Raw genomic sequence first — 26882 nt, forward strand, 5'->3', positions numbered from 1 at the left:
GCCTCCGTGCGCGGGGGCGGCCGCCCGCCGCCGGGGAAGGCGGCGGGCGGCGCGCCGGCGGACGGTCATCGTCCGGTGCCGCCGTAGACGACGGCCTCGTCGCTGTCGGAGTCCAGCCCGAAGGCGGTGTGCACGGCGCGCACGGCCTCCGGCACGTCGTCCTTGCGGGTGACGACCGAGATACGGATCTCGGAGGTGGAGATCAGCTCGATGTTCACGCCCGCGTCGGACAGCGCGGTGAAGAAGTCCGCGGTGACGCCGGGGTTGGTCTTCATGCCCGCGCCGACCAGGGAGATCTTGCCGATCTGGTCGTCGTAGCGCAGCGACTCGAAACCGATGCCGGCCCGGTTCTTCTCCAGCGCGTCGATGGCCTTGCGGCCCTCGGTCTTGGGCAGCGTGAAGGAGATGTCCGTCAGGCCGGTGGCGGCGGCGGACACGTTCTGCACCACCATGTCGATGTTGATCTCGGCGTCGGCGATGGTGCGGAAGATGGACGCGGCCTCGCCGGGCTTGTCGGGCACGCCGACGACCGTGATCTTGGCCTCGGAGGTGTCGTGCGCGACACCGGAGATGATGGCCTGCTCCACCTGCTTGTCCCCTTGCTCGATCGGCTCGCTGCTGACCCACGTGCCCTGCAGCCCGCTGAAGGAGGAGCGGACGTGGATCGGGATGTTGTACCGGCGGGCGTACTCCACGCAGCGGTGGAGCAGCACCTTGGAGCCGGACGCCGCCAGCTCCAGCATGTCCTCGAAGGAGATCCAGTCGATCTTCCGGGCCTTCTTCACCACGCGCGGGTCGGCGGTGAACACGCCGTCCACGTCGGTGTAGATCTCGCACACCTCGGCGTCCAGCGCGGCCGCGAGGGCCACCGCCGTGGTGTCGGAGCCGCCGCGGCCCAGCGTGGTGATGTCCTTCTTGTCCTGGCTGACGCCCTGGAAGCCGGCGACGATGGCGATGTTGCCCTCGTCCAGCGCGGTCCGGATACGGCCCGGCGTGACATCGATGATGCGCGCTTTGTTGTGGACCGAGTCGGTGATGACACCTGCCTGGCTGCCGGTGAACGACTGGGCCTTGTGCCCCAGGTTTTTGATCGCCATGGCCAGCAGGGCCATGGAGATCCGCTCTCCGGCGGTCAGCAGCATGTCGAGCTCGCGCCCGGCAGGCATCGGGGAAACCTGCTCGGCGAGATCGATCAGCTCGTCCGTCGTGTCGCCCATCGCGGAAACGACCACGACAACGTCGTTGCCGTTCTTCTTCGCTTCCACGATCCGCTTGGCGACGCGCTTGATGCCCTCGGCATCGGCTACGGAGGAGCCTCCGTACTTCTGCACGACAAGGCCCACGTGCGCTCCTCGCTCAGTCCGTGTTCTGCCGCACGTACGCAGCTGCGGTGCGGTCGGCTCAGTCTATCGAGCGTCCGAAATTCCCCTTCGCGAAACCGCATGGTGAGACGTCGGACGCCCTTCGCTCAGGACGGCTCATGCCCAGGCGGACGTGAGCCACTCGGAAAGTGCGCGGGGTCACAGCGCCGCGGCGGTGGACAAGGGCGCGGGGTCACAGCGCCGCGGCGGTGGACAAGGGCAGGCACGGGTTCACTGCGCGACGGTGGGCGGGGGCGCGGTGCGCGTCACTTCGCCCCGCGCACGCCCAGCGGTCCGCCGATCTCCTGGGCCATCACCTGGCCGGCCTCGAACTCCAGGGTGTCGTCGCCCACACCCTGGTCGGTGTCCAGGCCGTCCAGCTCCTCCAGCGGCTGGTTCAGACGCACGTGGGCCACCACGGACTGCAGGGCGCGCAGGGTGGCGGAGGCCGTGGAGCCCCAGTTGGAGAAGTAGGAGAACTGCCACCACCACAGGGCCTCGGAGGTGCGGCCCGCCCGGTAGTGGGCCATGCCGTGGCGCAGATCGGCCACCACGTCGGCGAGGTCGTCGGAGATACGGGCGGGAACGGGGGCCCGGCGCGGCTCGTAGGGGTCGAAGACCTCCGAGTAGACGTCGATGGGCTCCAGCAGCCGGCCGAGGTTCTCCCGGAGCTGGTCCACGTCCTGCTCCGGGCCGGGGTCCGGCTCGTAGCGCTCGTCGGGCACGATGTCCTCGTGCGCGCCGAGCCGGCCGCCGGCCAGCAGCAGCTGGGAGACCTCGAGCAGGAGGAAGGGCACCGCCGAGTCCGGCTCGTCGCCCTTGGCCACCTCGGTGACCGCGACGAGGAAGCTCTCGATCTGGTCGGCGATCTGGACCGCGAAGTCGTCCGGATTCTGGCTGGTCGCGTGCAGCGTGGCGTCAGACATCTAGGAGTCGTCTCCCCTCGAAGGCACGGCCGAGGGTGACCTCGTCCGCGTATTCCAGATCGCCACCCACCGGCAGGCCGCTGGCCAGGCGGGTGACCTTCAGGCCCATGGGCTTGATCATGCGGGCGAGGTACGTCGCCGTCGCCTCGCCTTCGAGATTCGGGTCCGTGGCCAGGATCAGCTCCGTGACCGTGCCGTCCGCGAGGCGGGCGAGCAGCTCCCTTATCCGCAGGTCGTCGGGGCCGACGCCCTCGATCGGGCTGATCGCCCCGCCGAGGACGTGGTAGCGGCCGCGGAACTCGCGCGTGCGCTCGATCGCGACGACGTCCTTCGGCTCCTCGACGACACAGATGACCGACGGGTCGCGGCGGCTGTCGCGGCAGATCCCGCACAGCTCCTCCTGCGCGACGTTGCCGCAGGTCGCGCAGAAGCGGACCTTCGCCTTCACCTCGAGCAGGGCCTGGGCGAGCCGCCGTACGTCCGCCGGTTCCGCCTGCAGGATGTGGAAGGCGATCCGCTGGGCGCTCTTGGGACCCACGCCGGGCAGCCGCCCCAGCTCGTCGATGAGGTCCTGGACCACGCCTTCGTACAACGGACTGCCGTCCTTCCTGACGGATTCCTCGGTGTCGGTTTTCCTCGGTACGTACGGTAGTTGCCCGCGGGCCGCCTCAGAAAGGCAGCCCGGGGATGCCGCTGCCGCCGCCCAGGCCCTGGGCGAGCGGACCGAGCTTCTGCTGCTGCAGCGCCTGGGCGTTCTCGTTGGCCGCCTGGACCGCCGCCACGATCAGGTCGGCGAGGGTCTCGGTGTCCTCCGGGTCCACCGCCTTGGGGTCGATCCGCAGCGAGCGCAGCTCGCCCGCGCCGGTCACCGTGGCCCGGACCAGACCGCCGCCGGCCTGCCCGTCGACCTCGGTCTGCGCCAGTTCCTCCTGGGCCCGCTGCAGGTCCTGCTGCATCTTCTGGGCCTGCTGGAGCAGTTGCTGCATATTGGGCTGGCCACCACCGGGAATCACGATCGGCTCCTGCTTTCGTACGGCTGTCCGGACCGGGGCTCCTCCGCGGACTCCCCGCTGGCACGAGCCTACGTGGTCCGGCCAGGTGGCGCCCCGCCACTCTTTCGAGTGAGTCCCGGGTGAGTCGTATACCCGACCAAGGCCCTCTTCCGGGCGGAAAAGAGGTGCTTGGTGTCTCTTCGCCACCCATTGGGGGGTAGGAAGGGTCCGGCGCCGCGGCCCGCGGCCGTGTCCGCGCCTGCCAGCGTCACGCACCGTGATCATGAGGGAGTGCCGGGTGGGTCAGCCGGAGATGCAGCCCGAGCGTCCGCCGCAGGACGGGCGGGACGACGGGACGGCCGGACGGCGGCCCGGTGATCTGACCGGGCGGCCGTTCCCGCACGGCGACTGGGGCGAGCCCGCCGAGCGGCTGGAGGAGCTGTACCGGTGGGTGGAGCGGGGGGCGCTGCAGACGGCGGCGTGGTACCTCGCGGAGCGGGTGTGGAAGCGGCGCGGGGCACGGCTGCTGCGGTGCGGGACGGCGGCGGGCGCGGTGGCCGGCGCGGCGCTGCCGCTGCTGGACCTGACCGGGGTGGCCGGCGGGGCGGCGCCGTGGGGCTATCTGGCGCTGCTGCTGTCCGTGGCCTGCGTCGGGACCGACCGGTACTTCGGTGTCACGTCCGGGTGGATGAGGGACGTGGCGACCGCGCAGGCGGTGCAGCGGCGGTTGCAGGCCCTTCAGTTCGACTGGGCCGCGGAGAGCGTGCGGGAGGTGCTGGGCCCGGCCGAGGGCACGGCGAGCGAGGCCGCCGAGCGGTGCCTGGTGGTGCTGCGGCGGTTCTCCGAGGACGTGACGGAGCTGGTGCGCACCGAGACGGCCGACTGGATGGTCGCCTTCCGCGTCGGCGCCGCCCCGATGGGGCTGCAGAACGCGACGGCTCACGCCCGCCGCCCCGACCCGGGCCCCGCGTACTCCCGCTCCCCGCTCTCCCCCGGCGCGGCCCGCCCGAACATGCCGCGCCAGCGACCGCCCGAGCCCCGCTGAGGGCGCGGGGCGCCCGGGGTGCCCGGGACGCCCCGGGCACGCGGTCACTGCCTCGTGTAGACGAGCTGCTCCCCGCTGTCCGTGTTCACCCGCCGCAGGGTGCCGTTCGGCAGGAGGGTCACCTGCGTCGCCGCGCCCGGTGTGCAGGCCGACATCGGCTGACCGGTGGTGACGGTGGAGGGGCCGATCTCCAGGGGGCCGTCCGCGGCCGGCCGGCGGGTGAGCCGGGCCTCGAAGACGCAGTGGTAGCTGCCGCCGCCGTCGGTGGGGCCGTCGGCGACCAGGGTGAGCACGGTGTCGCCCACCTCTCCCGGGCTGATGGTCAGCTGCCGGGGGTTGGCGCCGAGGGCGTTGTCGATGGTGGCCGTCCAGCTGCCGAGATAGGCCTTGGGGACCGCCCCGCCGGCCGGGGAGGGCGAGTCCGCCGGGGAGGGGCCCGGGGTGTCCGCGCCGGAGGTCACGGGCGCGCTGGTGACCGGCGAGGGCCGGGGCCCGCCGCCCTTGTCCTCGCTGCCGCCGCGCATCAGCGCGTACACCGAGCCGCCGGCGCCGAGCGCCACCACCAGCGCCACCGCGACCAGCGCCGCCGTGGACCGGCCGCCGCGACGCGGCTCCTGCCCGGACAGCGGGCCCGGACCGTACGGCGGGGTCGCGCCGAACGGCGGCGGACCGTAGGGCGGGGTCGCGCCCGGGCCGCCCTGGGCGTGCGGCACCGGCCCGCCGGCCTGCTGCGGGTAGCCGTAGGCGGCGGGGTGGGGCCGGGAGTGCTGGTGGGGTTGCTGGGATTGCTGCTGGGGGAAGCCGTACGCCGGGTGCGCGGGCGCGGCGTACGGCGTGGGCCCGGCGTTCGGCGCGGGCGCCGGACTCTGCCCCTGCGCCGGCACCTGTCCCTGCCCCGCGGTCATGGTGGGGAGGTGGTCCACCTGGGCCGGTGGCCCGCCGCCGGGCGGTCCGGGCGGCGGAGCGGCGGGCGCACCGGGCGCGGCGGGCACACCGGGTACGGCGGGCGCACCGGGCGCGGCGGGCACACCGGGTACGGCGGGCACACCGGGTACGGCGGGAACGCCTGGGGTGCCGGGCCCGCCGGGAACGCCACCGGGAGCGGCGGAAGCCGAGGCGCCGGCGGTGACGGCGTGCCCGGGCGAGGACCCGGGCGCGGGCCGGGGTGCGGCGGCTCCCACGACGTCGGCCGACGGGGCGGCGGGGACCGGCCCGGCCGCCCCCGCGGCAGCGGCGGCGTCCTCCCCCGGCGCCTCCCGCCCCTGGGCCCGTACCTCCTCCGGGTTCTCCGTGTCCAGCAGCCGCACCGCGTGCCGCCCGAGCTGGGCCACCAGGGCGCTCGGCAGCCACGGGTCGCGGAACCGGCCGTCGGCCACCGTGTCCCCGGCGCCGGTGCGCTCCAGGATCCGGTCCAGCGAGGGGCGGGCGGCCGGGTCCTTCCTGAGGCATTCGCGGACCAGGTCGGCGAGCCCCTCCGGCAGCGCCTCCAGGTCGGGCTCCTCCTCGGCGATGCGGAACATCAGCGCGTGCACCCCGCTGTCGGCGCCCCCGAAGGGCAGCGCGCCGGTGGCGGCGTACGCGAGCACGGAGCCGAGGCAGAAGACGTCGCAGGCCGGTGTGACCCGGTCGCCCCGCACCTGCTCGGGCGCCATGAAGCCGGGCGAGCCGACCAGCGCCCCGGTCCGGGTCAGTCCGCCGTCGGCGACGGTCTCCAGCGCCCGGGCGATGCCGAAGTCGATGACGCGCGGCCCGTCGATCGTGACCAGGACGTTGGAGGGCTTGAGGTCGCGGTGGATCAGCCCGGCGGCGTGGATGTCCTTGAGGGCGCCCGCCAGCCCGGCCGCGAGCACGCGCACCGAGCGCTCGGGCAGCGCGCCGTGGTCGTGCCCGACGATCTGCTGCAGGCTGGGCCCGGCGACGTAACCGGTGGCGACCCAGGGCACGGGGGCCTCGGTGTCCGCGTCCAGCACGGGGGCCGTCCAGTACCCGCCCACCCGTCGCGCGGCCTGCACCTCCTGCCGGAACCGGGCCCGGAACTCCTCCCGCTGCGCCAGCTCCTGCCGCACGAGCTTCACCGCGACGGTCCGCCCCCGGTCGGACCGGGCGAGGTAGACCCGCCCCATGCCGCCGGCCCCGAGCCGCCCCAGCAGCCGGTACGCCCCGATGTGCTGCGGATCCCCCGGCGCCAGCATCTCCACGGCGCGACCGCCTCCCCCCGGTATCCCCCGATACGCCCCTGCGCGACAGATCGAGGATAGTGCGGGGACGCGGGGCGACGAGCGGCCCCGGGTCTACGGTTCCGTAACAGCGGAGGCAGCCGTACCGCACCACCGGCCCCGCACGGCCGGCCCCCGCACCGCCGCCCGCCGCCTTCGCCGGCCGCCCGCTCCCCCTCCACGCCCGACAACCTGTCGTGAAAACCGCGCGACCGCAGACAGGACGCCCATACTGCGTCCGCATCCCGGACACCTACCCTCGCTCGCATGACCCCTCAGCCTTCTCAGCCGAACCCCGCGGCGGGTGCCGCCGTCAAGGCCGCCGACCGCGCCCACGTGTTCCACTCCTGGTCCGCGCAGGAGCTCATCGACCCCCTGGCCGTGGCCGGCGCCGAGGGGTCGTACTTCTGGGACTACGACGGCAGGCGCTACCTGGACTTCACCAGCGGGCTCGTCTACACCAACATCGGCTACCAGCACCCCAAGGTCGTCGCCGCCATCCAGGAGCAGGCCGCGCGCATGACGACCTTCGCGCCGGCGTTCGCCGTGGAGGCCCGGTCGGAGGCGGCGCGGCTGATCGCCGAGCGGACGCCGGGCGACCTGGACAAGATCTTCTTCACCAACGGCGGGGCGGACGCCGTCGAGCACGCGATCAGGATGGCGCGGCTGCACACCGGGCGGCCCAAGGTCCTGTCGGCGTACCGCTCGTACCACGGCGGCACCCAGCAGGCCGTCAACCTCACCGGCGACCCGCGCCGCTGGCCCTCCGACAGCGGCTCGGCCGGGGTCGTGCACTTCTGGGCGCCCTTCCTGTACCGCTCCCGCTTCTACGCCGAGACCGAGGAGCAGGAGTGCGCGCGGGCGCTGGAGCACCTGGAGACGACCATCGCCTTCGAGGGGCCGTCGACCGTCGCCGCGATCGTCCTGGAGACCATCCCGGGCACGGCCGGGATCATGGTGCCGCCGCCCGGCTACCTCGCCGGGGTGCGGGAGCTGTGCGACAAGTACGGCATCGTGTTCGTCCTGGACGAGGTGATGGCCGGCTTCGGGCGGACCGGTGAGTGGTTCGCGGCCGACCTGTCCGGCGTGGTCCCGGACCTGATGACCTTCGCCAAGGGCGTGAACTCCGGGTACGTGCCGCTGGGCGGTGTCGCGATCTCCGGGGCGATCGCGCAGACCTTCGGCAAGCGGCCCTACCCGGGCGGCCTGACGTACTCCGGGCATCCGCTGGCGTGCGCGGCGGCCGTCGCCACGATCAACGTGATGGCCGAGGAGGGCGTCGTGGACAACGCCCGGCGACTCGGCGCGGAGGTCCTTGAGCCGGGGCTGCGCCAACTGGCCGAGCGCCACCCGAGCGTCGGCGAGGTGCGCGGCGTGGGCATGTTCTGGGCGCTGGAGCTGGTCCGCAACCGTGAGACGCGGGAACCGCTGGTGCCCTACAACGCGTCCGGGGAGGCCAACGCGCCGATGGCCGCGTTCGGCGCCGCCGCGAAGGCGCACGGCCTGTGGCCCTTCATCAACATGAACCGCACCCACGCGGTCCCGCCGTGCAACGTGACCGAGGCCGAGCTGAAGGAGGGCCTGGCGGCCCTGGACGCGGCGCTGTCCGTGGCCGACGAGCACACGGCGTAGGGCGGACCCCGGCTCGGACACGAGCCGGGCGGGCGGCCAGCCCGGCCGGACTCGTGCCCGATCCGCGGGCGAGCCCGCGCCGGAGCCGTGCCCCGGTCCGCGGGCGAGCCCGGCCGGGACACGAGCCCCGCCCGGCAGGCGAACCCGGCCGGGAAGGACCGGCCCGAGGGCGGCCCCGATGGGCGGTCTCCGGGCCTCGGGCGGAACCCGAACGCGTAAGGTGGCGTGCTCGTAGACATGCACGCGTACCCACTGGGGCGAGTACGCCACCGCACGCGTAAGGGAGACGCCCGGACCATGCCCGGCATCAGCGGCAGTGCCGCCGTGACGCGCAGCACCCTGCGGCAGCAGATCGCCGACGCCCTCAGGGACGAGGTGCTGGCCGGGCGGTTGCAGCCGGGGCAGGAGTTCACCGTCAAGGAGATCGCCGAGCAGTACGGGGTCTCCGCGACGCCGGTGCGCGAGGCGCTGGTCGACCTGTCCGCGCAGGGCCTGCTGGACGCCGACCAGCACCGCGGCTTCCGGGTGCACGAGTACTCCGCCGCCGACCTGCGCCAGATGATCGAGGCCCGCGCCCTGGTCACCGGCGGCATGTTCGAGGAGCTGGCGGCCGGGCGGCCCGAGTTCTGGCGCGACCCGCTCCCCGCGCGCACCTCGGCCACGCTCACGGTGGTCCGGCGGCGCGGCGAGGAGGCCCGGCGCGCGGCCCTCGCGGGCGACCTGACCGTGCTGATCGGCTACGACCTGCGCTTCTGGCGCGAGCTCGGGGTCCTGTACGGCAACCCGTACCTCGCCGACTTCCTGCACCGGCTGCGCGTGCGGTCCTGGGCGGGCGCGGTGCAGCATCTGCGACGGCTGAGCGATCTGCGCGGGGTGCTGTGGTCCGGGCACACCGAACTCGTCGACGCCCTGGTCGCACGCGACACCGCGGCCGCCCGCGCGATCGTCGCCGCGTACGACGCGCACTCCCTCGCCCTCGTCGAGCGGCTGGCGGGCGCATGAGCGGGACCGTCACCGGCGTCGTCGACCTGTCCGTCGTCATACCGGCCTACAACGAGGAGCGGCGGCTCGGGCCGACCCTCGACGCCGTCACCGGCTATCTGAGCGACAACGAGGGCCGGTTCGGCCAGTGGGAGGTCGTCGTCGCCGACGACGGCTCCACCGACGGCACCGGCGCCCTGGTCACCGCCCGCCGGGACCCGCGCGTACGGCTGGTCGCCGGCGCGCGCAACCGCGGCAAGGGCCACGCCCTGCGCCTGGGCGTCACCGCCACCCGGGGCCGGCGGGTGCTCGTCACCGACGCCGACCTCGCCGCCCCCATCGAGGAGCTGGAGCAGCTCGACAAGGCGCTCGGCGAGGGCCACGCCGCCGCCATCGGGTCCCGCTCGGTGCCCGGCGCGACGATAGAGAGCCGCCAGCACCGGGTGCGCGAGCTGCTGGGCCGCGCCGGGAACCTGCTGATACGCCGGGTCGCGGTGCCCGGCATCCGGGACACCCAGTGCGGTTTCAAACTGTTCGAGGGCGACCGCGCCCGCGAGGCCTTCGCCGCCTCCCGGCTCAACGGCTGGGGCATCGACGTGGAGGTCCTCCAGCACTTCCGGCGCGCCGACTGGTCCGTCGCCGAGGTCCCGGTCCGCTGGTCCCACCAGGCCGGCTCCAAGGTCGGCCCCCTCGACTACGGCCGGGTCCTCGCCGAGCTGGGCCGGCTCAAGGCGCGCTCCGTCCGCCCGGCCGACCTCTTCGCCGTCGCCCTGTTCCTGCTCATGGCGGTGACCCTCTACTCGGGCCGGCTCTTCGACCCCGCCCACCGCTATCTGCCGGACTCGCTGCAGGACCAGAACCAGTGGGAGTGGTTCTTCGCGGTCACCGCCGACAACGTGGCCCACCTGCGCAACCCGCTGTTCACCGACCTCCAGGGCTTCCCGGACGGGGTGAACCTCATGGCCAACACGGTCATGCTGGGCCTGTCCGTGCCCTTCGCCCCGCTCACCCTGGCCTTCGGCCCGGCGCTCTCGCTCAGCGTCTGCATGACCGCGGGCCTGGCCGCGACCGCCGCCGCCTGGTACTGGCTGATCGTCAAACGGGTGACACGGCAGCGGGGGGCCGCCTGGGTCGGGGCCGCCCTCGCGGCCTTCGCGCCGCCGATGGTGAGCCACGCCAACGCCCACCCGAACTTCGTGGTCCTGTTCATGATCCCGCCGATCGTGGACCGCGCGCTGCGGCTGTGCGAGGGCACCCGGGTGCGGCGGAACGGGATCGTGCTCGGGCTGATGGCGGCGTACCAGATCTTCCTGGGCGAGGAGCCGCTGCTGCTGGCCGCGATCGGCATGACGCTGTTCGCGGCGGCGTACGCGGTGGTGCGCAGGGATGTCGCCGGGGCGGCCTGGCGCCCCCTGCTGAAGGGCCTCGGGACCGGCGCGGCGGTCTGTCTGCCGATCGTCGCCTTCCCGCTGTACTGGCAGTTCGCGGGCCCGCAGAGCTACAGCGGCGTGCTGCACGGCGACAACGCGGGCAACAGCCCCCTCGCCCTGCTGTCCTTCGCCGAGCGCTCCCTGCTCGCGGGCGACGCGGAGCGGGCCGACGCGCTGTCCCTGAACCCCACCGAGCAGAACGCCTTCTACGGCTGGCCGCTGCTGCTGCTGGCCTTCGGGATCGTCGTACGGATGTGGCGACGGCCTGTCGTCAGGGCGCTGGCGGTGACGGCGGCCGGCGCGGCGCTGTTGTCGCTCGGTCCGAAGTTCCGCATCCCGCTGACCGACACGGTGTACCCGGGGCCCTGGGCGCTGTTCGCCCACAGGCCGCTGTTCGAGTCGGTGATCGAGGGCCGGCTGGCGATGATCTGCGCGCCGGTGCTCGGCATGCTGCTCGCGATCGCCCTGGCCCGGCTGTCGGCGACGCCGAGGATCGGCACCCTCTACTGCGGGCTGCTCGCCGTCGCCCTCGCGCTGCTGCCCCTCGTCCCGGCGCCGCTGAAGGCGGTGGACCGCGCGCCGGTGCCGGAGTTCGTCTCCGCGGGCCTGTGGAAGTCGTACGTCCGCGACGGCGAGTCGCTCGTCCCGGTGCCGCTGCCCGACCCGGGCGCGGCGGAGGCGCTGCACTGGCAGACGGCGGCCCACCTCGGTTTCAAGCTGCCCGGCGGCTACTTCAACGGGCCCTACGGCCCCGACCGCATCGGCATCTACGGCGCCTCGCCCCGCTACACCTCCAACATGCTGCGGGACGTGCGCTACACGGGCGTGGTGCCGGCCATCGGCGCCCAGTGGCGGGCCCAGGCCCGGCGGGACTTCGCGTACTGGCACGCGGGCGCCCTGGTCGTGGCCCCGCAGGAGAACGACGACAAGCTGCGCCGGGTCGTCACCGAGCTGGTGGGACGGCCGGGGAAGTGGACCGGCGGGGTGTGGGTATGGGACCTGCACGAGGGGAGCTGAGGCACGAGGGGAGCTGAGGGGGGCGGCCACCGACTACGCTCTACACCCCCCGGCCCCCGCGCCGGCCCCCGTGCCGCCGACCACCGAACGCACCCGGTTCTGCCCTATGCGAGGAGTCCTCCTTGGCCTGTGACCTGTGGCTGGTACCGCTCGTCGACGTGTTGTGCCACACCCCCGACAACCCGTTCGCCGAGGAACTCGCGCAGTACGACAAGGTGCTCGCCGAGAACGGCCTGCCCCCGGTACCGGTGTACCAGTACATGCCGGGCCTGTCGGGCGAGGTGGCGCCGGTGGCCGGCTTCGACTACGACGCGCTGCACTTCCTGCGCCGCGCCTACCTGCTCCAGGTCTGCGGCCTGCCGCTGACCCCGGTCGACGAACTGGGCGGGGACTACGAGCAGTTGCTGGAGATGTTCGAGTCGACGGCCCAGCAGTCCCACCTGGTCTGGCACTACGACCACGCGGGCGCCTACGTCCCGCTGGACTTCCCCCAGCCGCTGTCCAACGACGAGCTGCTGGCCGGCGGCGGGCCGCTGGGCTCCTCCCAGGCGCTGCTGCGGGAACTGGAGCACGTGGCCCCGTCCCTCGGCATCGACCCGGCCAACCCCCCGGCCGCCCCGGAGCCGCCGCTCGGCCCCACGGAGCTGGAGCAGCCGGCCGCCCCCGCCCCGTACGACCCCAGCCCGTTCGCCCGGGAGCGGCACGTCTGGCTGGGGCTGCACGCGGCGGCGACCCGGAGCATGGCCCAGGGCTCGATGATCGTCTTCAGCTGAGCCGGGACCGGGCGGACGCGGACCAGACGGACGGACACCGGGCGGACGCAGACCGGACGGACGGACACCGGGCGGACGCGGACCGGACAGCCGGACACCGGCCGGACATCGGACGGACGGCGGGGTGGCGCGGAGGCCGGACGGACGGACGGCAGGGTGGCGCGGGGGCCGGACGGCGGGGCGATCGGGTGACCCGGGGGTGCCGGGTCACCCGTACCGCTTCCGCCTACAGGAACGAGTTGATCTCGATCGTCTCGTCCCGGCCCGGGCCGACGCCGATCGCGGAGATCGGGGCGCCGGACATGTCCTCCAGCGCCTTGACGTAGGCCTGGGCGTTCTTCGGGAGGTCGGCGAAGGTCTTGGCCTTCGTGATGTCCTCCTGCCAGCCGGGGAGGTACTCGTAGACCGGCTTGGCGTGGTGGAAGTCGGTCTGGGAGTAGGGCAGCTCCTCGACGCGCTCGCCGTCGATCTCGTAGGCGACGCAGACCGGGATCTGCTCCCAGCCCGTGAGCACGTCCAGCTTGGTGAGGAAGAAGTCGGTCAGGCCGTTGACCCGGGTGGCGTAGCGGGCGATCACCGCGTCGAACCAGCCGCAGCGGCGGTCGCGGCCCGTGGTCACGCCCCGCTCGCCGCCGATGCGGCGCAGCGCCTCGCCGTCCTCGTCGAACAGCTCGGTCGGGAACGGGCCGGAGCCGACGCGGGTCGTGTACGCCTTCAGGATGCCGATGACCCGGCCGATCCGGGTCGGGCCGACGCCGGCGCCGGTGCAGGCGCCGCCCGCGGTCGGGTTGGAGGAGGTGACGAAGGGGTACGTGCCGTGGTCGATGTCGAGGAGGGTGCCCTGACCGCCCTCGAACAGGACGACCTTGTTCTCGTCGAGGGCCTGGTTGAGGACCAGGACCGTGTCGGCGACGTACGGCTCGATCTGCTCGGCGTAGCCCAGCAGCTCCTCGACCACCTGGTCCACGGCGATGGCGCGGCGGTTGTAGAGCTTGGTCAGGATCTGGTTCTTGACGTCGAGGGCCGCCTCCACCTTCTGGGTGAGGATCGACTCGTCGTACAGGTCCTGGACCCGGATGCCCACGCGGTTGATCTTGTCCGCGTAGGTCGGGCCGATGCCGCGGCCGGTGGTGCCGATCTTGCGCTTGCCGAGGAAACGCTCGGTGACCTTGTCGACCGTCACGTTGTACGGCGTGATGACATGCGCGTTACCGCTGATCAGGAGCTTGGACGTGTCGACGCCGCGCTCGTTCAGACCGCTCAGCTCGGAGAGCAGGACCGACGGGTCCACGACGACGCCGTTGCCGATGACCGGAGTACAACCGGGGGACAGGATTCCGGAAGGGAGGAGGTGCAGTGCATACTTCTGGTCGCCGACGACGACCGTGTGGCCGGCGTTGTTGCCGCCCTGGTAACGCACCACGTAGTCCACCGAGCCACCGAGCAGGTCGGTGGCCTTTCCCTTGCCTTCGTCACCCCACTGAGCACCGAGCAGCACAAGTGCGGGCACGCGCGTACACCCCTTCCGGGCGGGGCATGTCCAGGATCAGGGGCGTACGCGGGCTCACCGCCGCGTACACCGCGCGACCGTCGTTGGCCGCACCACCGTCGGACCGGATGCCCCGGAATAGACGAAGCCCCTGGCGCAATAGCGCAAGGGGCTCTTGCACAAAGATGCTACCCGAGGAAGCGAGGCAGGACCGAGGTGGCGACCTATCCGACGTCCGACCAGCTGCTGGTGGTCATCGACCCGGTGGCCCGGCACACGGACGGGGAGTCCGTACGGATCGCGAAGGACGTGCTCAGCGCGGGTGCGGCCACGAAGGTGTGCCTGCCGGAGGGACCGGAGGAGTTCGCCCGCGCGCTGGAACGGCGCGGCTCGCGGCGGCCGGTGGTGGTGGGCGACGACCGGGCACTGCTGCGGGCCGTCGCCGTGCTGCACCGCCGGCGGGAACTCGCCTCGTGCGCACTGTCGGTGGTGCCCGTCGGGGGTGCGATGTCCCTGGCCCGCTCGCTGGGTGTGCCGGCCGGACCGGTGGCGGCCGCGCGGGCGGTGCTCGAGGGCGCCGAGCGCCGGCTCGACCTGCTCGTCGACGACAGCGACGGGGTGGTGCTGGGGACGCTGCGCATCCCGCCGCTGTCCCCGCGGGACGTTCCGGCGGGACCGGCGGCGGTCGGCGCGGGGGCGGGCGCCGCGAGCCGTGACTGGCTGCGGACCTGCCAGTCGCTGGTCCGGACCCTGGTGGCACGCCCTGTCCGCACGACGGCACAGGCCCAGCCCGGGCCCGCCCGGCTGCGGGTGGAGGTCGACGGGCGGACGGTGGTGGACCTGGACCAGCCGGTGGAGGCGGTCTCGGTCGCGCCCGGCAGCGCGGGAGCGGCGACCGTCGAGGTGCGGCCGCTGTCCGGGCCCGGCGCGGAGGCGTCCCCGCTGCTGGCCGAGGGGCGCACGGTGACGGTCACGGGAGCGGACTTCCGCTACCGCGCGGACGCGGTGGTCTCGGGGCCGGTGCGCCGGCGGACGTGGACGGTCCGGGAGGGAGCCTGGGGGCTGACCCTGCCCCCGCGGGGGTGAGCGGGGCGGGCTGTGGTCGCTGGGGCGGCGGGCCGGGGCCCTTGGGGCGAGGGGCGAAGGGGGTCAGCGGGCCGCGGTGGTCGGGGCGGCGGGGGCGAAGGGGATCCGGGGGTCAGCGGGTTCCGAAGAGTTCGTCCCGCCGCGCACGCCAGCGGTCCATCATCGCGGCGATCTCGGTGTCCACGAACTCGAAGAAGGCCAACGTCTCGGCCAGCCGGCGGCCGGCCGGGGTGGCTTCGCCGAGGCTCTGCACGCCCTCGCGCAGGGCGTGCTCCCAGCGCTTGATGACCGCCTCCCGGCTGGTCAGCGCCTCGTACCACTGGTCTCCGTGCACCCGGTACCGCTCGCGGCGGGAACCGGGCTCCCGCTCCCGCGAGACCATGTGCACCTGCGCCAGGTAGCGCACGGCGCCCGAGACGGCGGCTGGGCTGATCCTCAGCTGCTCGCCGAGCTCGGCGGAGGTCAGCGTGCCGGAGTCGGACGCGAGCAGAGCGGCGAAGACCCTGGCCGGCATCCGCGGCACGCCCGCCTCGACGAGCTGGGCCGCGAAGTGCTCCACGAACCGGGACACCGCCTCGGGGTCCCGCTCCACCGCCTCCGGGTCCACCTCGGGTGATCGGGCGGCCGTTCCCGGCACCTGCGAGGCTCCCCGGTCCGCCGGGTCCGGCCCACCCGCCCGGTCCGGCCGGTCCGGCCGCGGGGACCGCTCGGCCCTCCCCTTCCGCTGTGTCATTCCCGGATCATCTCCCCTGATCAGGCACCACCCTCGCGCACCGGCGCCGGCCACGTCGCGTACAAGCGCAGTTTATACGGTTCCTTAACTTCACAAATTTGTGAAACAAGCGTACGTTGCGAAGCATGACGAAGGCAATCACCGTCTCGGGTCTGCACAAGTCGTTCGGTGCCACCCACGCGCTGGACGGACTCGACCTGGACGTGGAGACCGGCGAGGTCCACGGCTTCCTCGGCCCCAACGGCGCCGGCAAGTCCACCGCGATCCGCGTGCTGCTCGGACTGCTGCGCGCCGACTCGGGCGCCGCCCAGGTACTGGGCCGCGATCCGTGGCAGGACGCGGTGGAGGTGCACCGCCGCATCGCGTACGTGCCCGGGGACGTGACCCTGTGGCGCAACCTCTCCGGCGGCGAGGTCATCGACCTGTACGGCCGGCTGCGCGGGGGCCTGGACGCCCGGCGCCGCGCGGAGCTGATCGAGCGCTTCGAGCTGGACCCCACGAAGAAGGGGCGCACCTACTCCAAGGGCAACCGGCAGAAGGTCGCCCTGGTCGCCGCCTTCGCCTCGGACGTCGACCTGCTGATCCTGGACGAGCCGACGTCCGGACTCGACCCGCTGATGGAGGAGGTCTTCCAGCGCTGCGTGGAGGAGGAGCGCGCCCGCGGCCGCACCGTCCTGCTGTCCTCCCACATCCTCAGCGAGGTCGAGGAGTTGTGCGACCGGGTGAGCATCATCCGCAAGGGCCGCACCGTGGAGAGCGGTTCGCTGGCCGACCTGCGCCATCTGACCCGCACCAGCGTCAGCGCCGAACTCGCCGGGCCGCCCAACGGACTCGCCCGGCTGCCCGGCGTCCACGACCTCGACGTCCAGGGCAACCGGGTCCGCCTCCAGGTGGACACCGACAAGCTCGACGGAGTGCTCCGCTCGCTCAGCGAGTCGGGCGTGCGCTCGCTCACCTCCACCCCGCCCACGCTGGAGGAACTCTTCCTGCGGCACTACCAGGACGACGCCCGCACGGACGCCGCCGGAACCACGCCCGGAGCCGGGGCCGGGGCCGGGGTGGGGGCCGGAACCGGGGCCGGGGCCGGAACCGAGGCCGGAACCGGGGCCGGGGTTGGGGCCGGAACCGGGGCCGGGGTTGGGGCCGGAACCGAGGCCGGAACCGGGGCCGACGGGACGGTGGCCCGATGACCGCCCCTGCCTTCCCCTCACTCGCGGCGCGCCCCGGCGGCGCCCGCCGGCTGGCCGGCACGGCGACCCTGCTGAGGTTCTCCCTGCGCCGCGACCGCGTGATGATCCCGGTGTGGGTCGCGGTGAACGCGCTGATGGTGCTCTCCATGCCGAACACGCTGAAGAGCCTGTACGCCACCCCCGCCGAACGCGCCGAACTGCTGGGCCAGGTGGCCGGCAACACCTCGCTGCGCGCCATGGTCGGCCCCGTCTTCGGCGACTCCCTGGGGGCGCTGACGGCCTGGCGGGTGGGCGTGTACGCGGGAGCGCTCGCGGCCGTGACGAGCCTGCTCGTCGTCGTACGGCACACCCGGGACGAGGAGGAGAGCGGCCGTCAGGAACTGCTGTCGTCCGGCATGGTCGGCCGCCGCGCGCCGCTGACGGCGGCACTGCTGGCGGCGGCGGTCGCCAACACGGCGCTCGGGCTGCTGATCGCGGCCGGGCTCGCCGGGCAGGGGGCGTCCGGAGCGGCCGCCCTCGGACTCGCGGTGGCCGGCACCGGCATGGTGTTCGCCACGACGACGGCGATCGCCGCCCAGCTCACCGAGAGCGCGCGGGCCGCCCGCGGCCTGGGCGCGGCGGTGCTGTGCGCGGCCTTCGTGCTGCGGGCGGCGGGCGACTCGGCCAGTGCCGACGGTTCCTCCGTGTGGACCTGGGCGTCCCCGCTGGGCTGGCTGGAGGAACTGCGGGCCTATGCCGGCGAGCGCTGGTGGGTGCTGCTGCTGTTCGCCGCCGCCGTCGTCGTGCAGGGCTGGGTCGCCTACGCGCTGGCCGGGCGGCGGGACGTCGGCATGGGCTTCCTGCCCGCCCGGCCCGGACCCGCCGAGGGCGGGCTCGGCACCGCGGGCGCGCTGGCCTGGCGGCTGCACCGCGGCGGCGTGCTGGGCTGGAGCGCCGGCTTCTTCCTCGCCGGAGCCGTCTACGGCTCGATGACCGACGGCGCGGCCGATCTCGTCGGCGGCAACGAGAAGGCGCGCGAGATCTTCGAGCGCATGGGCGGGCAGTCGGCCCTGACGGACGCCTTCCTCGCCGCGCTGGTCGGCATGCTCGGCCTGGTCGCCTCCCTCTACATCGTCTCGTCCGTGCTGCGGCTGAGCGGTGAGGAGACGTCCGGGCGCGCCGAACCCGTGCTGGCGGGCGCGGTGGGCCGGCTGCGCTGGGCCGCGGGCCATCTGCTGATCGCCTTCGGCGGCTCGGCGCTGATCATGCTGCTGGCCGGCCTGGGCTTCGCCGTCGGCTACGGCAGGGAGATCCTGCCCATCCTGGGCTCCTGTCTGCTCCAGGTCGCCGCGGTCTGGGTGATCGGCGGCATCGCCGTGCTCCTGTACGGCGTCCTCCCGCGCGGCGCGGTCGCGGCCTGGGCCGTGGCGGGCGCGGTCCTGCTGATCGGCTGGATCGGACCCGCCCTCGACGTCCCGCGGGCCGTGCTGGACCTCTCGCCCTTCGGTCATCTGCCCAAGCTGCCGGGCGGGCACATGGAGTGGGCCCCGGTGGGCGTCCTCCTCGCGCTCGCGGTGGTGCTGGTGGCCGGCGGCCTGGCGGGCCTGCGCAGACGCGACCTGACCACCTGACCGGCCGGTCCCGGCCTTCCTGCCCAGGGACCGGCCGGTCCCGTCCGGACCGGCGTCCTAACGGACCTCCACGCTCAGCCCTTTCAGACCGCGGATCACGAAGTTGGGCTTGCGGACGGGCTCGGCGGCGAGGGTCAGGGTCGGGGCCCGGTTCAGCAGGGCCGTCATGGAGGCGGTCAGCTCCAGCCGGGCCAGCGGCGCGCCGATGCAGTAGTGGATGCCCGCGCTGAAGGAGATGTGGGGGTTGTCCCGGCGGGCGAGGTCCAGCCGCTCCGGCGCGGCGAAGACCCCGGCGTCGTGGTTGGCCGAGCCGAAGAGCATGGCGATCTCCGCGCCCCTCGGGACGACCGTGCCGTCGATCTCGATGTCGTCGAGCACCCACCGCTCGAAGAGCTGGAGCGGGGTGTCGTAGCGCATCAGCTCCTCGACGGCGGAGGGGACGAGGGAGTGGTCCGCGCGCAGGGCCGCCAGCTGGTCCGGGTTGCGGAAGAGCGCCCACCAGCCGTTGACCGTCGCGTTCACCGTGGCCTCGTGGCCGGCGTTGAGCAGCAGGACCGCCGTGGAGATCATCTCCTGCTCGGTCAGCCGGTCGCCCTCGTCGTGTGCCGCGATCAGCCCGGAGATCAGGTCCTCGCCCGGCTTCTCGCGGCGGGCGGCGATCAGCTCCCGCAGATACTCCGAGAACTCCACCGACGCCCGCACCGCCCTGGCCGCCGTCTCCTCGGACGGGTTCAGCTCGTACATCCCGCAGATGTCCGCCGACCAGGGGCGCAACTGGGCGCGGTCCGCCTCCGGGATGCCCAGCATCTCGGCGATCACGGCGACCGGAAGCGGCTCGGCCACATCGGTGAGCAGGTCACCGCCGCCCGCCTCCACCAGGGCGGCGACCAGCTCGTTCGCCAGGCCGTGGACGTACGGCCGCAGCCGCTCCACCGTCCGCGGGGTGAACGCCTTGGACACCAGCCGCCGGATCCTGGTGTGGTCCGGGGGCTCCAGGTCGAGCATCCCGTGGTCGTTGAGCACATGGAACGGCTCGTGCTCCGGCGGGGGCGCCGTACGGCCGAACTCCTCGTGGGTGAACCGGTGCTGGTAGCTGCGGCCCAGGCGGCGGTCGCGCAGCAGCGCCGAGACGTCCGCGTGCCGCGGGACCAGCCACTGGTCGCTGGGCTCGTAGTAGTGCACGCGGCCCCGCGCGCGCAGTTCGGCGTAGGCGGGGTAGGGGTCGGCGACGAAGGCCGGGTCCCACGGGTCGAAGGCGAGGTCGGAAGGGGCTGCCATGGACGGACGGTAGCCCGCCGTCCCGTCCCCTGACCAGGGTCAGCCGGGCGTCACCAGCCGCGCCTCGTAGGCGAACACCGCCGCCTGCGTACGGTCCCGCAGGCCCAGCTTGACCAGGATCCGGCTCACGTGGGTCTTGATCGTCGACTCGGCGACCACCAGCCGCTCCGCTATCTCCGCGTTGGACAGGCCCTGCGCGATCTGCACCAGCACCTCCGTCTCCCGTTCGGTCAGGTCGCCGTACGCCGCGTGCGCGCCGGCCGGCAGCCTCGGGGTGTCGGACATCTTCGAGAACTCGGTGATCAGCCGTCTGGTGACCGAGGGGGCCAGCAGTGCCTCGCCGGCCGCCACCACCCGCACGCCGTCGGCGAGCTGCCGCGCCGAGGCGTCCTTGAGCAGGAACCCGGAGGCTCCCGCGCGCAGCGCCTGGTACACGTACTCGTCGAGGTCGAAGGTGGTCAGCACGAGCACCTTCGCCGTGCCGTCCGCGGCGACGATCTCCCGGGTCGCCTCGATGCCGTTGAGCTCCGGCATGCGGATGTCCATCAGCACCACGTCCGGCGCCAGTTCGCGCACCCGCTCCACCGCCTCGCGCCCGTTGACGGCCTCGCCGACGACCTCGATGTCCGGCATCGCGTTCAGCAGCACCGAGAAGCCCTCGCGCACCATCATCTGGTCGTCCGCGATCAGCACCCGGATCGTGTCCGCCGTCATGCACCGGCCCCGCTGTCGTCCGTGCCCTGCCACACCGTGGCGACCGGCAGGAACACCACCACCTCATAGCCACCGTCGCCGGTCGGGCCCGTCTGTATCTCACCGCTGAGCATCGAGACGCGCTCGCGCATGCCGGTGATGCCGTGGCCGGCGCCCGGCGAGGGCTTGACCATGGACGGCTCGGGCGCCGGCCCGTTGACCACGCGCAGTCCGAGCCCGCCGAGGACGTAGCCGATCTCGACCCGCGCGCTGGCGCCGGGCGCGTGCCGCAGAGTGTTGCTGAGGGCCTCCTGAACGATCCGGTACGCCGACAGCTCCACGCCCTGCGGGAGTTCACGCACCGCGCCGGTGACCGTCTTCTCCACCTCCAGGCCGGCCTCCCGCACGTTGGCCAGCAAGGTGTCGAGGTCGGCGAGGGTGGGCTGCGGGGCCTCGGGGGCCTCGTAGTCCTCGGCGCGCACCACGCCGAGCACACGGCGCAGCTCGGTCAGCGCCGCCACCGCGTTCTCCCGGATGGTGGCGAAGGCCTTCTCCAGTTCCGGCGGCGGATTCTCCACCCGGTAGGGGGCGGCCTCGGCCTGGATCGCGACCACCGACATGTGGTGGGCGACGACGTCGTGCAGTTCACGGGCGATCGTGGTGCGCTCCTCGAGCAGGGTGCGGCGGGAGCGCTCGTGCGCGGTCACCGTCTGCTGTGCGGTCACCTCGCGCTCGGCGCTGCGGCGTATGTGCCACACGGTGACGGCCAGCATCGAGAAGGCCGACAGCACCAGCATGGGGGCCGAGTTGTCGATGGCGTGGTAGCCGGAGGCGGTCTCGGCGAGGAAGGAGTAGAGCGCGGTGAGCACCCACATCCACGCCGCCGTGCGCGGCCGGGTGCGTATCGCCACCACCGTCATCACCGTCAGGTGGGTGACGTAGGCGCCGGGCTGCCAGGGCCAGTCGCCGAAGGCCCCGGCGGTCACCGAGGTGACCGCGGCCGCCACCAGGGACAGCCAGAACGCCCCGACCGGCCGGGCCAGCGTCAGCAGCACCGGTATCAGGGCCAGCAGGCCGGACACGGGCGCCTGCGGGCCGTCGCCGTCGGCCGTCCAGCCGACGAACATCGCCAGCAGGCCGGCCGCGACCACCAGCGCGTGCGGCGCCCAGGCCGCGTATCCGCGGGTGCGGCCGGACAGCCGCCTGGTGAGCCGGCCGCCGCCCGTCCTGCGGGGCAGTGGGCGGTAGGCGAAGGCGTCGTGGAACAGCTCCTGCCTCAGCCCGCGCAGGGCGTCCGCGGCCAGCCGGAACTCCGGGCTGCGTGGCTGGGACGCGCCGTTGCCGTCCGGCGTCGTCCGCGTCTGGGTCGTCTCGGTCACGATGAGAACGGTAGGCGCAGGCGGGGGTCGCGGTCGTCCCCAGTGAGAGGGGTCCTTCGCCGTCCGCCTCAAGTACTACGGGTACTCCGCGCACGTCGGCGCTCCCCCGGCCGGGACGCCGGGCCGCCCACGCCGGCTCTCCCGCCGCGGGCACTCCCGGCCGTCCGCGGCGCCCGTCCCTGCGGCGCCCGTCCCCTCGGCCCCGGCCCTGCTGCGCCCGTCCCGCGTCAGTATCCGGCGGGGCGGACCAGGCCCGACTCGTAGGCGAAGACCGCCGCCTGGGTACGGTCCCGCAGGCCCAGCTTCACCAGGATGCGGCCGACATGGGTCTTCACGGTCTGCTCGGCCACCACCAGCCGCTCGGCGATCTCCGCGTTGGACAGGCCGTGCGCGATGAGGGTGAGCACCTCCGTCTCCCTTTCGGTCAGATCCCCCACACGCGTCTTCAGCGGGGTGCGGGGCCTGCCGTTCATCCGGGAGAACTCCGCGATCAGCCGGCGGGTGACCCCCGGGGCGAGCAGGGCGTCGCCAGCCGCGATCACCCGGACGGCCTCGGCGAGCTTGTCCGCGGAGGCGTCCTTCAGCAGGAAGCCGGAGGCACCGGCGCGCAGTGCCTCGTAGACGTACTCGTCGAGGTCGAAGGTGGTGAGCACCAGCACCCTCGTGTCCGGCGTGGCGGCGCCGGTGGTGATGCGGCGGGTGGCCTCGATGCCGCCGAGCTCGGGCATGCGGATGTCCATGAGGACGACGTCCGGGGCGAGTTCGGCGACCTGGGCGACGGCGTCCAGGCCGTTCACCGCCTGGCCGACCACCTCGATGTCCGGCTGGGTGTTGAGCAGCACGGTGAAGCCCTGGCGGACCATCTGCTGGTCGTCGGCGATGAGGACGCGGATGCTGCCGCTCGTCATGGGGTCTGCTCTCCTGTCGCGGGCGGGGGGCCGTCGGCCGTCGTGTCCAGGCGGGCCGTCTCCTGGTGAGTCGTCCCCTGATGGACGGCCGGGGCGGCCGGCGGTTCCACGCGGACGACGACGGGCCCGTCGGGCTCGGGGTGGATGACGGGCGCCTCCCCCGACGCGGGCGGGGCGGGGACGGTGAGCGGGGTGGCGCCGTCACGGGGCAGGAAGGCGGAGACCGAGAAGCCTCCGTGCAGGGTCGGCGCCGCGTCGACGTGCCCGCCGAGCATCGCCGCCCGCTCCCGCATGCCGAGCAGGCCGTGCCCGGCCCCCGGTGAAGGCGTCACGGGCTGCCCGGGACGGGAGTTGACCACGTTGAGGTACAGGCCGTCCGGGACATGGACCAGCTCCACGCGGACCGTAGAACCCGGCGCGTGGCGCAGGGCGTTGCTCAGCGCCTCCTGGACGATGCGGTAGCCCGACAGCTCCACGCCGGGCGGGTACGGGCGCTTCTCGCGGCGCGTGTCGGTGACGTCCAGGGCGACCGTGAGGCCCGCGGCACGGGTGTTGTCCACCAGGGTGCCGAGCCGGTCGAGGGTGGGCTGCGGGGAGTCGGGGGCGGTGCCGGACTCGCCGAGCCCGTAGGGGTCCTGCGGGTTGTCCGAGCGCAGCACGCCGAGCACGCGGCGCAGTTCCGCGAGGGCCTCCAGGGCGTTCTGCCGGATGCCGGCGAGGTTCTCCCTCAGCTCCGGTGAGGGGTTCTCCGTCAGGTGCGGCGCCACCTGGGCCTGGATGGAGATGACCGACATGTGGTGGGCGACCACGTCGTGCAGTTCGCGGGCGATGCGGCTGCGCTCCTCGAGCAGGGTGCGCCGGGCCCGCTCCTCCGCGGTGAGGGTGGTCTGGCGGCCCAGCTCCGCCCGGGCCTCGCGGCGCCCGCGCAGAGCGGTGCCGAGCACCACCACGACCGCCGACAGCACCATGGCGAGCACACCGGTGGGCTGCTGCCCGGCCGAACCCCACAGGGCCTGCAGCACATAGGTGACCAGCACGGTCAGCGCGAACGCCTCCACGGCGACGCGCAGGCGCACCCGCAGCGCGAGCAGCAGCAGCACGAACAGGTGGGCGACGATGCCGGCCGCGCTCCACGGCCAGGGGAAGTCGTGCACCTCTCCCGCCGCCAGGGGTGCGCTCAGCACCACCGCCCCCAGCACCGTGGCGGCCAGGGACAGCCACCATGCCGGGACGGGCCGCCACAGGGCGAGCGCCATCGCGCCGCTCTGCCCCACGGCCACGGGGAAGGCGTAACCGAAGCCGAGGCCGCCGTTGTCGGAGAGCTGCCCCAGGCCGCCGACCAGCACGCCGAAGGCCGCCAGCCACACGATGCCGTGCGGCAGCCAGCGCAGCCACACGGAGGGCGGCAGCGGATCCTGGCGCACGGTCCACAGGTCGTCGCGCAGCACCCGCAGCCCTCGCCCGGCCAGGCTCCCCCATCGCATCACGCGCCCACCCTAGGGCCTGGTGCGGTGACCGCCCCGGGGCTTTGCGACCGCACGGTCCGGGGAGCGCGCCGGCCGCCGCCCCGCTCGAAGCCCCGGAAGGCCGCCCAGCAGACTGCCAGCGCGAGCGTGAGGACGGGGAGCCAGGCCAGGCGGGCCACCACCCAGCCGGGACCGTCGGGAACGGTGTGCAGCCCGGCCAGTGGTCCCACTGGAAGGAGTACGGCGGTCGTCGCCATCAGGGCCGTCTGGTGCCAGAGGAAGACCGTCATCGCGGAGAGGTTGACCAGTGCCACGGCCGCCCAGGCCGCCGGGCGGCGCATCGCCCGGCGCAGCGGTGCGCGCAGCAGCAGGGCCAGGCCGCACTGCGCCAGGCCGAAGGCGACCGCGGCCAGGGTCGGCGGGTTCAGGTTGGAGACGGCGGCGCCCGGGACGCCGACCATCGACGCCGGATAGCCCGCCAGGGCGACGAGGACCGCGGTGGCCGCCGCGCCGCCGGTCAGCAGCGTCCAGCCCGCGCGACGGCGGTCCAGCTCGCCCCGGGTCCAGGCCGCGCCCACGGTGAACGGCACCAGCCACCCGGCGGGCAGGTTCAGCCAGCCCAGCCAGGCGGGGCCGCCGAGGCCAAAACGCAGCAGGTCGACATGGAGGACGACGGCCGCCGGCCACAGCGGGTTGAGCCGGGTGAGCAGCGGGGTCGCGGCCGTGAGGGCGGCGAACACCAGCAGGAACCACAGCGGGGACAGGGCGAGCCCGACCAGGGCACGGACCGTGCCGGGGTCCGCGCCGGTGAGGAGCAGGGTGGCCGAGGTGACCGCCCACAGCGTCAGCACGGCGGCGACCGGCCGGAACAGGCGGGACAGCCGGGCGCGCAGCCACTGGCCGTAGGGGACGCCGCGGGCCCGGGACGAGCCGTATCCGCGTGTCGCCACATGGCCGCCGACCAGGAAGAACACCGCGAGGGTCTGGAAGAGCCAGGAGACGGGGGCCAGAGCGGGCATGTGCTGCAGCGGGCTCGTGGTGCGCAGGGCGGGGTGCGTACCGCTGCCGGTGCCGGAGACCAGGGCGGTGACCAGCCAGTGGCCGAGCACCACGCCGAGGATCGCGCACGCCCTCAGGGCGTCCACCGCCCGGTCCCGGCCCTGCGGGGTCGCGGCGTGGACACGGAGGGCGGCGGCGCGCAGGCCCCCGCGTACGGCGGGACGAACGGGTACCGGGACGTCGGTCACCTCGCACCTCCTTCCGCGGTGCCGAGGACGATCCTGCCGAGGTGGGCGAGGGACGGGGAGCCGGGAGTAAGGTAGGCGCTGTGACCGCCCCGCCCGGCGTCGAAGACGCGGGCGCCGAAGGCGGGGTCCATCGGGTCGGCGCCGAGGCCGAGCGTGGTGCCGAGGAGGTCGGCGCGCACATGCGGCACGTGCGCCACCCAGTCGCCGGCGCCCCGGGCCGCCCACACCCGGGCGGGGGTGCGCAGTTCCGCCACGGAGTCCGCGCCGGTGCCGGGACTGCCGATCAGGGCGATGTCGTCCACGTCCAGGCCGGCCGCGGCGCGCCCGCACACCACCGAGCCGTAGGAGTGGCACACCAGCGTGATGTGCGGTGCCCTGCCCAGCACGTCGCGCAGGCCGTGTATCAGCCGCCGCAGGCCCGGGGCGGCCTGCTCGGCGCGGCCCGTGGTGAGGACCGTGGAGCTGACCGTGCCCGGTGTCTCGTAGCCGAGCCAGGCCACGACCGCCGTGCGCGTCATGGCGGGGGCCTGCCGGGACAGCTCGCGGGACAGGGACAGGGCACCCTGCCGGAACCGGCCGTAGGTGTCGAGCGAGGTGTCTGAGCCGGGGACCAGGACCGCGACGCGGTCGGCGTGCGCCAGGTCGCCGAGCACCTCCGTGGCACGGCCCTGGCCCCGGCCGTCGAAGGCGAGCAGGTGCCGTCCGGGCGCCGCGAGCGAGGCGTCCGCGGACGCACGGTGCGTGTCGCCGTGGGCGGCCGCCATCCGGGACGCCAGGGCCGCGTTGGCCCGGTTCGCCGCGTAGGCCGCCTCCAGGGTGCTCCGGGTGAGGGGCGCGAGCGCCGCCGGGGGCGGAGCGGGTATCCGGGGTCGGGCGGCACCCGAGAGCGGCACCACCACCGCGGCGGCGACGAGCACCGCCAGGAAGGCCCGGCACAGGCGCCGGGCGCGGTGCCCGGAGGCGGTGCCCGGCGGAGCCCCGCCCCCGCACGCGCCCCCGCCCTCACCCTTGCCCTCGCCGTCCCCCCGCGCCGCATCCCCGTCCGCGGGCATGTCCGCACTCACGTCGGCACTCACGTCCGCGCGCCTGTCCGCACTCACGCCGGCGCGCATGTCCGCGACCCCGACCGGCCGTGCAAGCCCCATGGCTCGTCCCCCTCCGTTCCGGGCCCGCCATCGGGCCGGCACGGAAGGGAAATTACGGATCGTGCGTCGTCGCCCGCGTCCCGCCGGAGGGGTGTTCCGCGCCGTGGCTCTCAGGTACTACGGGTATGACCGGGTGCCCGGCGCCGCACTTCCGGACCGCGGACGGCGAGCGCCCGGCCCGGGACGGGCCGGGCCGGGGACGTCCCGGAAGGGCCAGGGATATCCCGAGGCGGCCGGGGATGTCCCGAGGCGGCGTGGGATGCCCGGGAGAGCCGGGATGCCCGG

General features: G+C 74.0%; 22 protein-coding genes. 8 read left to right on the forward strand and 14 right to left on the reverse strand.

Annotation, left to right across the window (positions count from 1 at the left end):
* Positions 1 to 65: 65 nt before the first annotated feature.
* The 4 genes from ACI2LW_RS09320 to ACI2LW_RS09335 all read right to left on the reverse strand — a co-directional run bounded on the left by ACI2LW_RS09320 (position 66) and on the right by ACI2LW_RS09335 (position 3300).
* Complete coding sequence (locus ACI2LW_RS09320; protein ID WP_404730557.1) at positions 66 to 1343, reverse strand: aspartate kinase; 1278 nt, start codon at positions 1341 to 1343, stop codon at positions 66 to 68.
* 284 nt (positions 1344 to 1627) lie between these two features.
* Complete coding sequence (locus ACI2LW_RS09325) at positions 1628 to 2287, reverse strand: DUF5063 domain-containing protein (protein WP_404730558.1); 660 nt, start codon at positions 2285 to 2287, stop codon at positions 1628 to 1630.
* Positions 2280 to 2879 carry a recombination mediator RecR gene (recR, locus tag ACI2LW_RS09330; protein ID WP_141359690.1) on the reverse strand — a complete coding sequence of 200 codons (600 nt, stop codon included), beginning with the start codon at positions 2877 to 2879 and terminating at the stop codon, positions 2280 to 2282. Before recR ends, ACI2LW_RS09325 begins: the two co-directional genes overlap by 8 nt.
* Before the next feature lie 76 nt (positions 2880 to 2955).
* Positions 2956 to 3300: a YbaB/EbfC family nucleoid-associated protein gene (locus tag ACI2LW_RS09335; RefSeq protein WP_404730559.1), complete on the reverse strand. Its 345-nt coding sequence runs from the start codon at positions 3298 to 3300 to the stop codon at positions 2956 to 2958.
* Positions 3301 to 3577: 277 nt separating this feature from the next.
* Between ACI2LW_RS09335 and ACI2LW_RS09340 the strand changes: the two genes are divergently transcribed.
* A complete protein-coding gene (locus tag ACI2LW_RS09340) occupies positions 3578 to 4324 on the forward strand; it encodes an SLATT domain-containing protein (RefSeq protein ID WP_404730560.1) in 747 nt (248 codons plus the stop codon).
* A gap of 44 nt (positions 4325 to 4368) precedes the next feature.
* Here ACI2LW_RS09340 and ACI2LW_RS09345 read toward each other — a convergent pair whose 3' ends face one another.
* Positions 4369 to 6522, reverse strand: coding sequence for a protein kinase (locus tag ACI2LW_RS09345; RefSeq protein ID WP_404730561.1), 2154 nt, complete (start codon positions 6520 to 6522; stop codon positions 4369 to 4371).
* A gap of 285 nt (positions 6523 to 6807) precedes the next feature.
* Here ACI2LW_RS09345 and ACI2LW_RS09350 point away from each other — a divergent pair, with 285 nt between their 5' ends.
* From ACI2LW_RS09350 to ACI2LW_RS09365, 4 genes are all read left to right on the forward strand, one after another.
* On the forward strand, positions 6808 to 8172 hold the full coding sequence (locus ACI2LW_RS09350) for an aspartate aminotransferase family protein (protein WP_404730562.1): 1365 nt from the start codon (positions 6808 to 6810) through the stop codon (positions 8170 to 8172).
* 297 nt (positions 8173 to 8469) lie between these two features.
* Positions 8470 to 9174, forward strand: coding sequence for a GntR family transcriptional regulator (locus ACI2LW_RS09355; protein ID WP_404730563.1), 705 nt, complete (start codon positions 8470 to 8472; stop codon positions 9172 to 9174).
* Positions 9171 to 11600, forward strand: coding sequence for a glycosyltransferase (locus tag ACI2LW_RS09360; protein WP_404730564.1), 2430 nt, complete (start codon positions 9171 to 9173; stop codon positions 11598 to 11600). Before ACI2LW_RS09355 ends, ACI2LW_RS09360 begins: the two co-directional genes overlap by 4 nt.
* A 122-nt stretch (positions 11601 to 11722) precedes the next feature.
* Positions 11723 to 12373, forward strand: coding sequence for a hypothetical protein (locus ACI2LW_RS09365; RefSeq protein ID WP_404730565.1), 651 nt, complete (start codon positions 11723 to 11725; stop codon positions 12371 to 12373).
* A gap of 226 nt (positions 12374 to 12599) precedes the next feature.
* Here ACI2LW_RS09365 and ACI2LW_RS09370 read toward each other — a convergent pair whose 3' ends face one another.
* Entirely contained in the window at positions 12600 to 13883 is a 1284-nt protein-coding gene (locus ACI2LW_RS09370; RefSeq protein ID WP_404730566.1) for an adenylosuccinate synthase, read from the reverse strand.
* Positions 13884 to 14078: 195 nt separating this feature from the next.
* On the opposite strand from ACI2LW_RS09370, the gene ACI2LW_RS09375 reads away from it, so the two are divergent.
* Positions 14079 to 14948: a diacylglycerol kinase family protein gene (locus ACI2LW_RS09375; RefSeq protein ID WP_404730567.1), complete on the forward strand. Its 870-nt coding sequence runs from the start codon at positions 14079 to 14081 to the stop codon at positions 14946 to 14948.
* A 112-nt stretch (positions 14949 to 15060) separates the two neighbouring features.
* Here ACI2LW_RS09375 and ACI2LW_RS09380 read toward each other — a convergent pair whose 3' ends face one another.
* Complete coding sequence (locus tag ACI2LW_RS09380) at positions 15061 to 15555, reverse strand: GbsR/MarR family transcriptional regulator (RefSeq protein WP_404730611.1); 495 nt, start codon at positions 15553 to 15555, stop codon at positions 15061 to 15063.
* Positions 15556 to 15806: 251 nt separating this feature from the next.
* Between ACI2LW_RS09380 and ACI2LW_RS09385 the strand changes: the two genes are divergently transcribed.
* Positions 15807 to 16871 (forward strand): ATP-binding cassette domain-containing protein, encoded by a 1065-nt coding sequence (locus ACI2LW_RS09385; protein WP_404730568.1) that lies wholly within the window; start codon positions 15807 to 15809, stop codon positions 16869 to 16871.
* Entirely contained in the window at positions 16868 to 18481 is a 1614-nt protein-coding gene (locus tag ACI2LW_RS09390) for an ABC transporter permease (RefSeq protein ID WP_404730569.1), read from the forward strand. The genes ACI2LW_RS09385 and ACI2LW_RS09390 overlap by 4 nt, the downstream gene beginning before the upstream one ends.
* Before the next feature lie 57 nt (positions 18482 to 18538).
* Here the strand turns inward: ACI2LW_RS09390 and ACI2LW_RS09395 are convergent, their stop codons facing one another.
* The 7 genes from ACI2LW_RS09395 to ACI2LW_RS09425 all read right to left on the reverse strand — a co-directional run bounded on the left by ACI2LW_RS09395 (position 18539) and on the right by ACI2LW_RS09425 (position 26528).
* A complete protein-coding gene (locus ACI2LW_RS09395) occupies positions 18539 to 19759 on the reverse strand; it encodes a cytochrome P450 (protein ID WP_404730570.1) in 1221 nt (406 codons plus the stop codon).
* 39 nt (positions 19760 to 19798) lie between these two features.
* Entirely contained in the window at positions 19799 to 20473 is a 675-nt protein-coding gene (locus tag ACI2LW_RS09400) for a response regulator (RefSeq protein WP_404730571.1), read from the reverse strand.
* Complete coding sequence (locus ACI2LW_RS09405) at positions 20470 to 21831, reverse strand: sensor histidine kinase (RefSeq protein ID WP_404730572.1); 1362 nt, start codon at positions 21829 to 21831, stop codon at positions 20470 to 20472. The genes ACI2LW_RS09400 and ACI2LW_RS09405 overlap by 4 nt, the downstream gene beginning before the upstream one ends.
* Positions 21832 to 22058: 227 nt before the next feature.
* Entirely contained in the window at positions 22059 to 22739 is a 681-nt protein-coding gene (locus ACI2LW_RS09410) for a response regulator (protein ID WP_404730573.1), read from the reverse strand.
* Positions 22736 to 24223 carry a sensor histidine kinase gene (locus ACI2LW_RS09415; RefSeq protein ID WP_404730612.1) on the reverse strand — a complete coding sequence of 496 codons (1488 nt, stop codon included), beginning with the start codon at positions 24221 to 24223 and terminating at the stop codon, positions 22736 to 22738. The genes ACI2LW_RS09410 and ACI2LW_RS09415 overlap by 4 nt, the downstream gene beginning before the upstream one ends.
* Positions 24223 to 25452 carry an acyltransferase gene (locus ACI2LW_RS09420; protein ID WP_404730574.1) on the reverse strand — a complete coding sequence of 410 codons (1230 nt, stop codon included), beginning with the start codon at positions 25450 to 25452 and terminating at the stop codon, positions 24223 to 24225. Before ACI2LW_RS09420 ends, ACI2LW_RS09415 begins: the two co-directional genes overlap by 1 nt.
* Complete coding sequence (locus ACI2LW_RS09425) at positions 25449 to 26528, reverse strand: alpha/beta hydrolase (RefSeq protein WP_404730575.1); 1080 nt, start codon at positions 26526 to 26528, stop codon at positions 25449 to 25451. Before ACI2LW_RS09425 ends, ACI2LW_RS09420 begins: the two co-directional genes overlap by 4 nt.
* Positions 26529 to 26882: the final 354 nt, after the last annotated feature.

It is taken from the genome of Streptomyces sp. NPDC004065 (assembly GCF_044903565.1).
Taxonomy (GTDB): Bacteria; Actinomycetota; Actinomycetes; order Streptomycetales; family Streptomycetaceae; genus Streptomyces.

Excerpts from the sequence above, each read along its gene's own strand:
- ACI2LW_RS09325 (WP_404730558.1), bottom strand. The coding sequence starts at position 2,287 with ATGTCTGACGCCACGCTGCACGCGACCAGCCAGAATCCGGACGACTTC.
- ACI2LW_RS09350 (WP_404730562.1), top strand. The coding sequence starts at position 6,808 with ATGACCCCTCAGCCTTCTCAGCCGAACCCCGCGGCGGGTGCCGCCGTC.
- ACI2LW_RS09355 (WP_404730563.1), top strand. The coding sequence starts at position 8,470 with ATGCCCGGCATCAGCGGCAGTGCCGCCGTGACGCGCAGCACCCTGCGG.
- ACI2LW_RS09360 (WP_404730564.1), top strand. The coding sequence starts at position 9,171 with ATGAGCGGGACCGTCACCGGCGTCGTCGACCTGTCCGTCGTCATACCG.
- ACI2LW_RS09385 (WP_404730568.1), top strand. The coding sequence starts at position 15,807 with ATGACGAAGGCAATCACCGTCTCGGGTCTGCACAAGTCGTTCGGTGCC.
- ACI2LW_RS09390 (WP_404730569.1), top strand. The coding sequence starts at position 16,868 with ATGACCGCCCCTGCCTTCCCCTCACTCGCGGCGCGCCCCGGCGGCGCC.
- ACI2LW_RS09395 (WP_404730570.1), bottom strand. The coding sequence starts at position 19,759 with ATGGCAGCCCCTTCCGACCTCGCCTTCGACCCGTGGGACCCGGCCTTC.
- ACI2LW_RS09400 (WP_404730571.1), bottom strand. The coding sequence starts at position 20,473 with ATGACGGCGGACACGATCCGGGTGCTGATCGCGGACGACCAGATGATG.
- ACI2LW_RS09410 (WP_404730573.1), bottom strand. The coding sequence starts at position 22,739 with ATGACGAGCGGCAGCATCCGCGTCCTCATCGCCGACGACCAGCAGATG.
- ACI2LW_RS09415 (WP_404730612.1), bottom strand. The coding sequence starts at position 24,223 with ATGCGATGGGGGAGCCTGGCCGGGCGAGGGCTGCGGGTGCTGCGCGAC.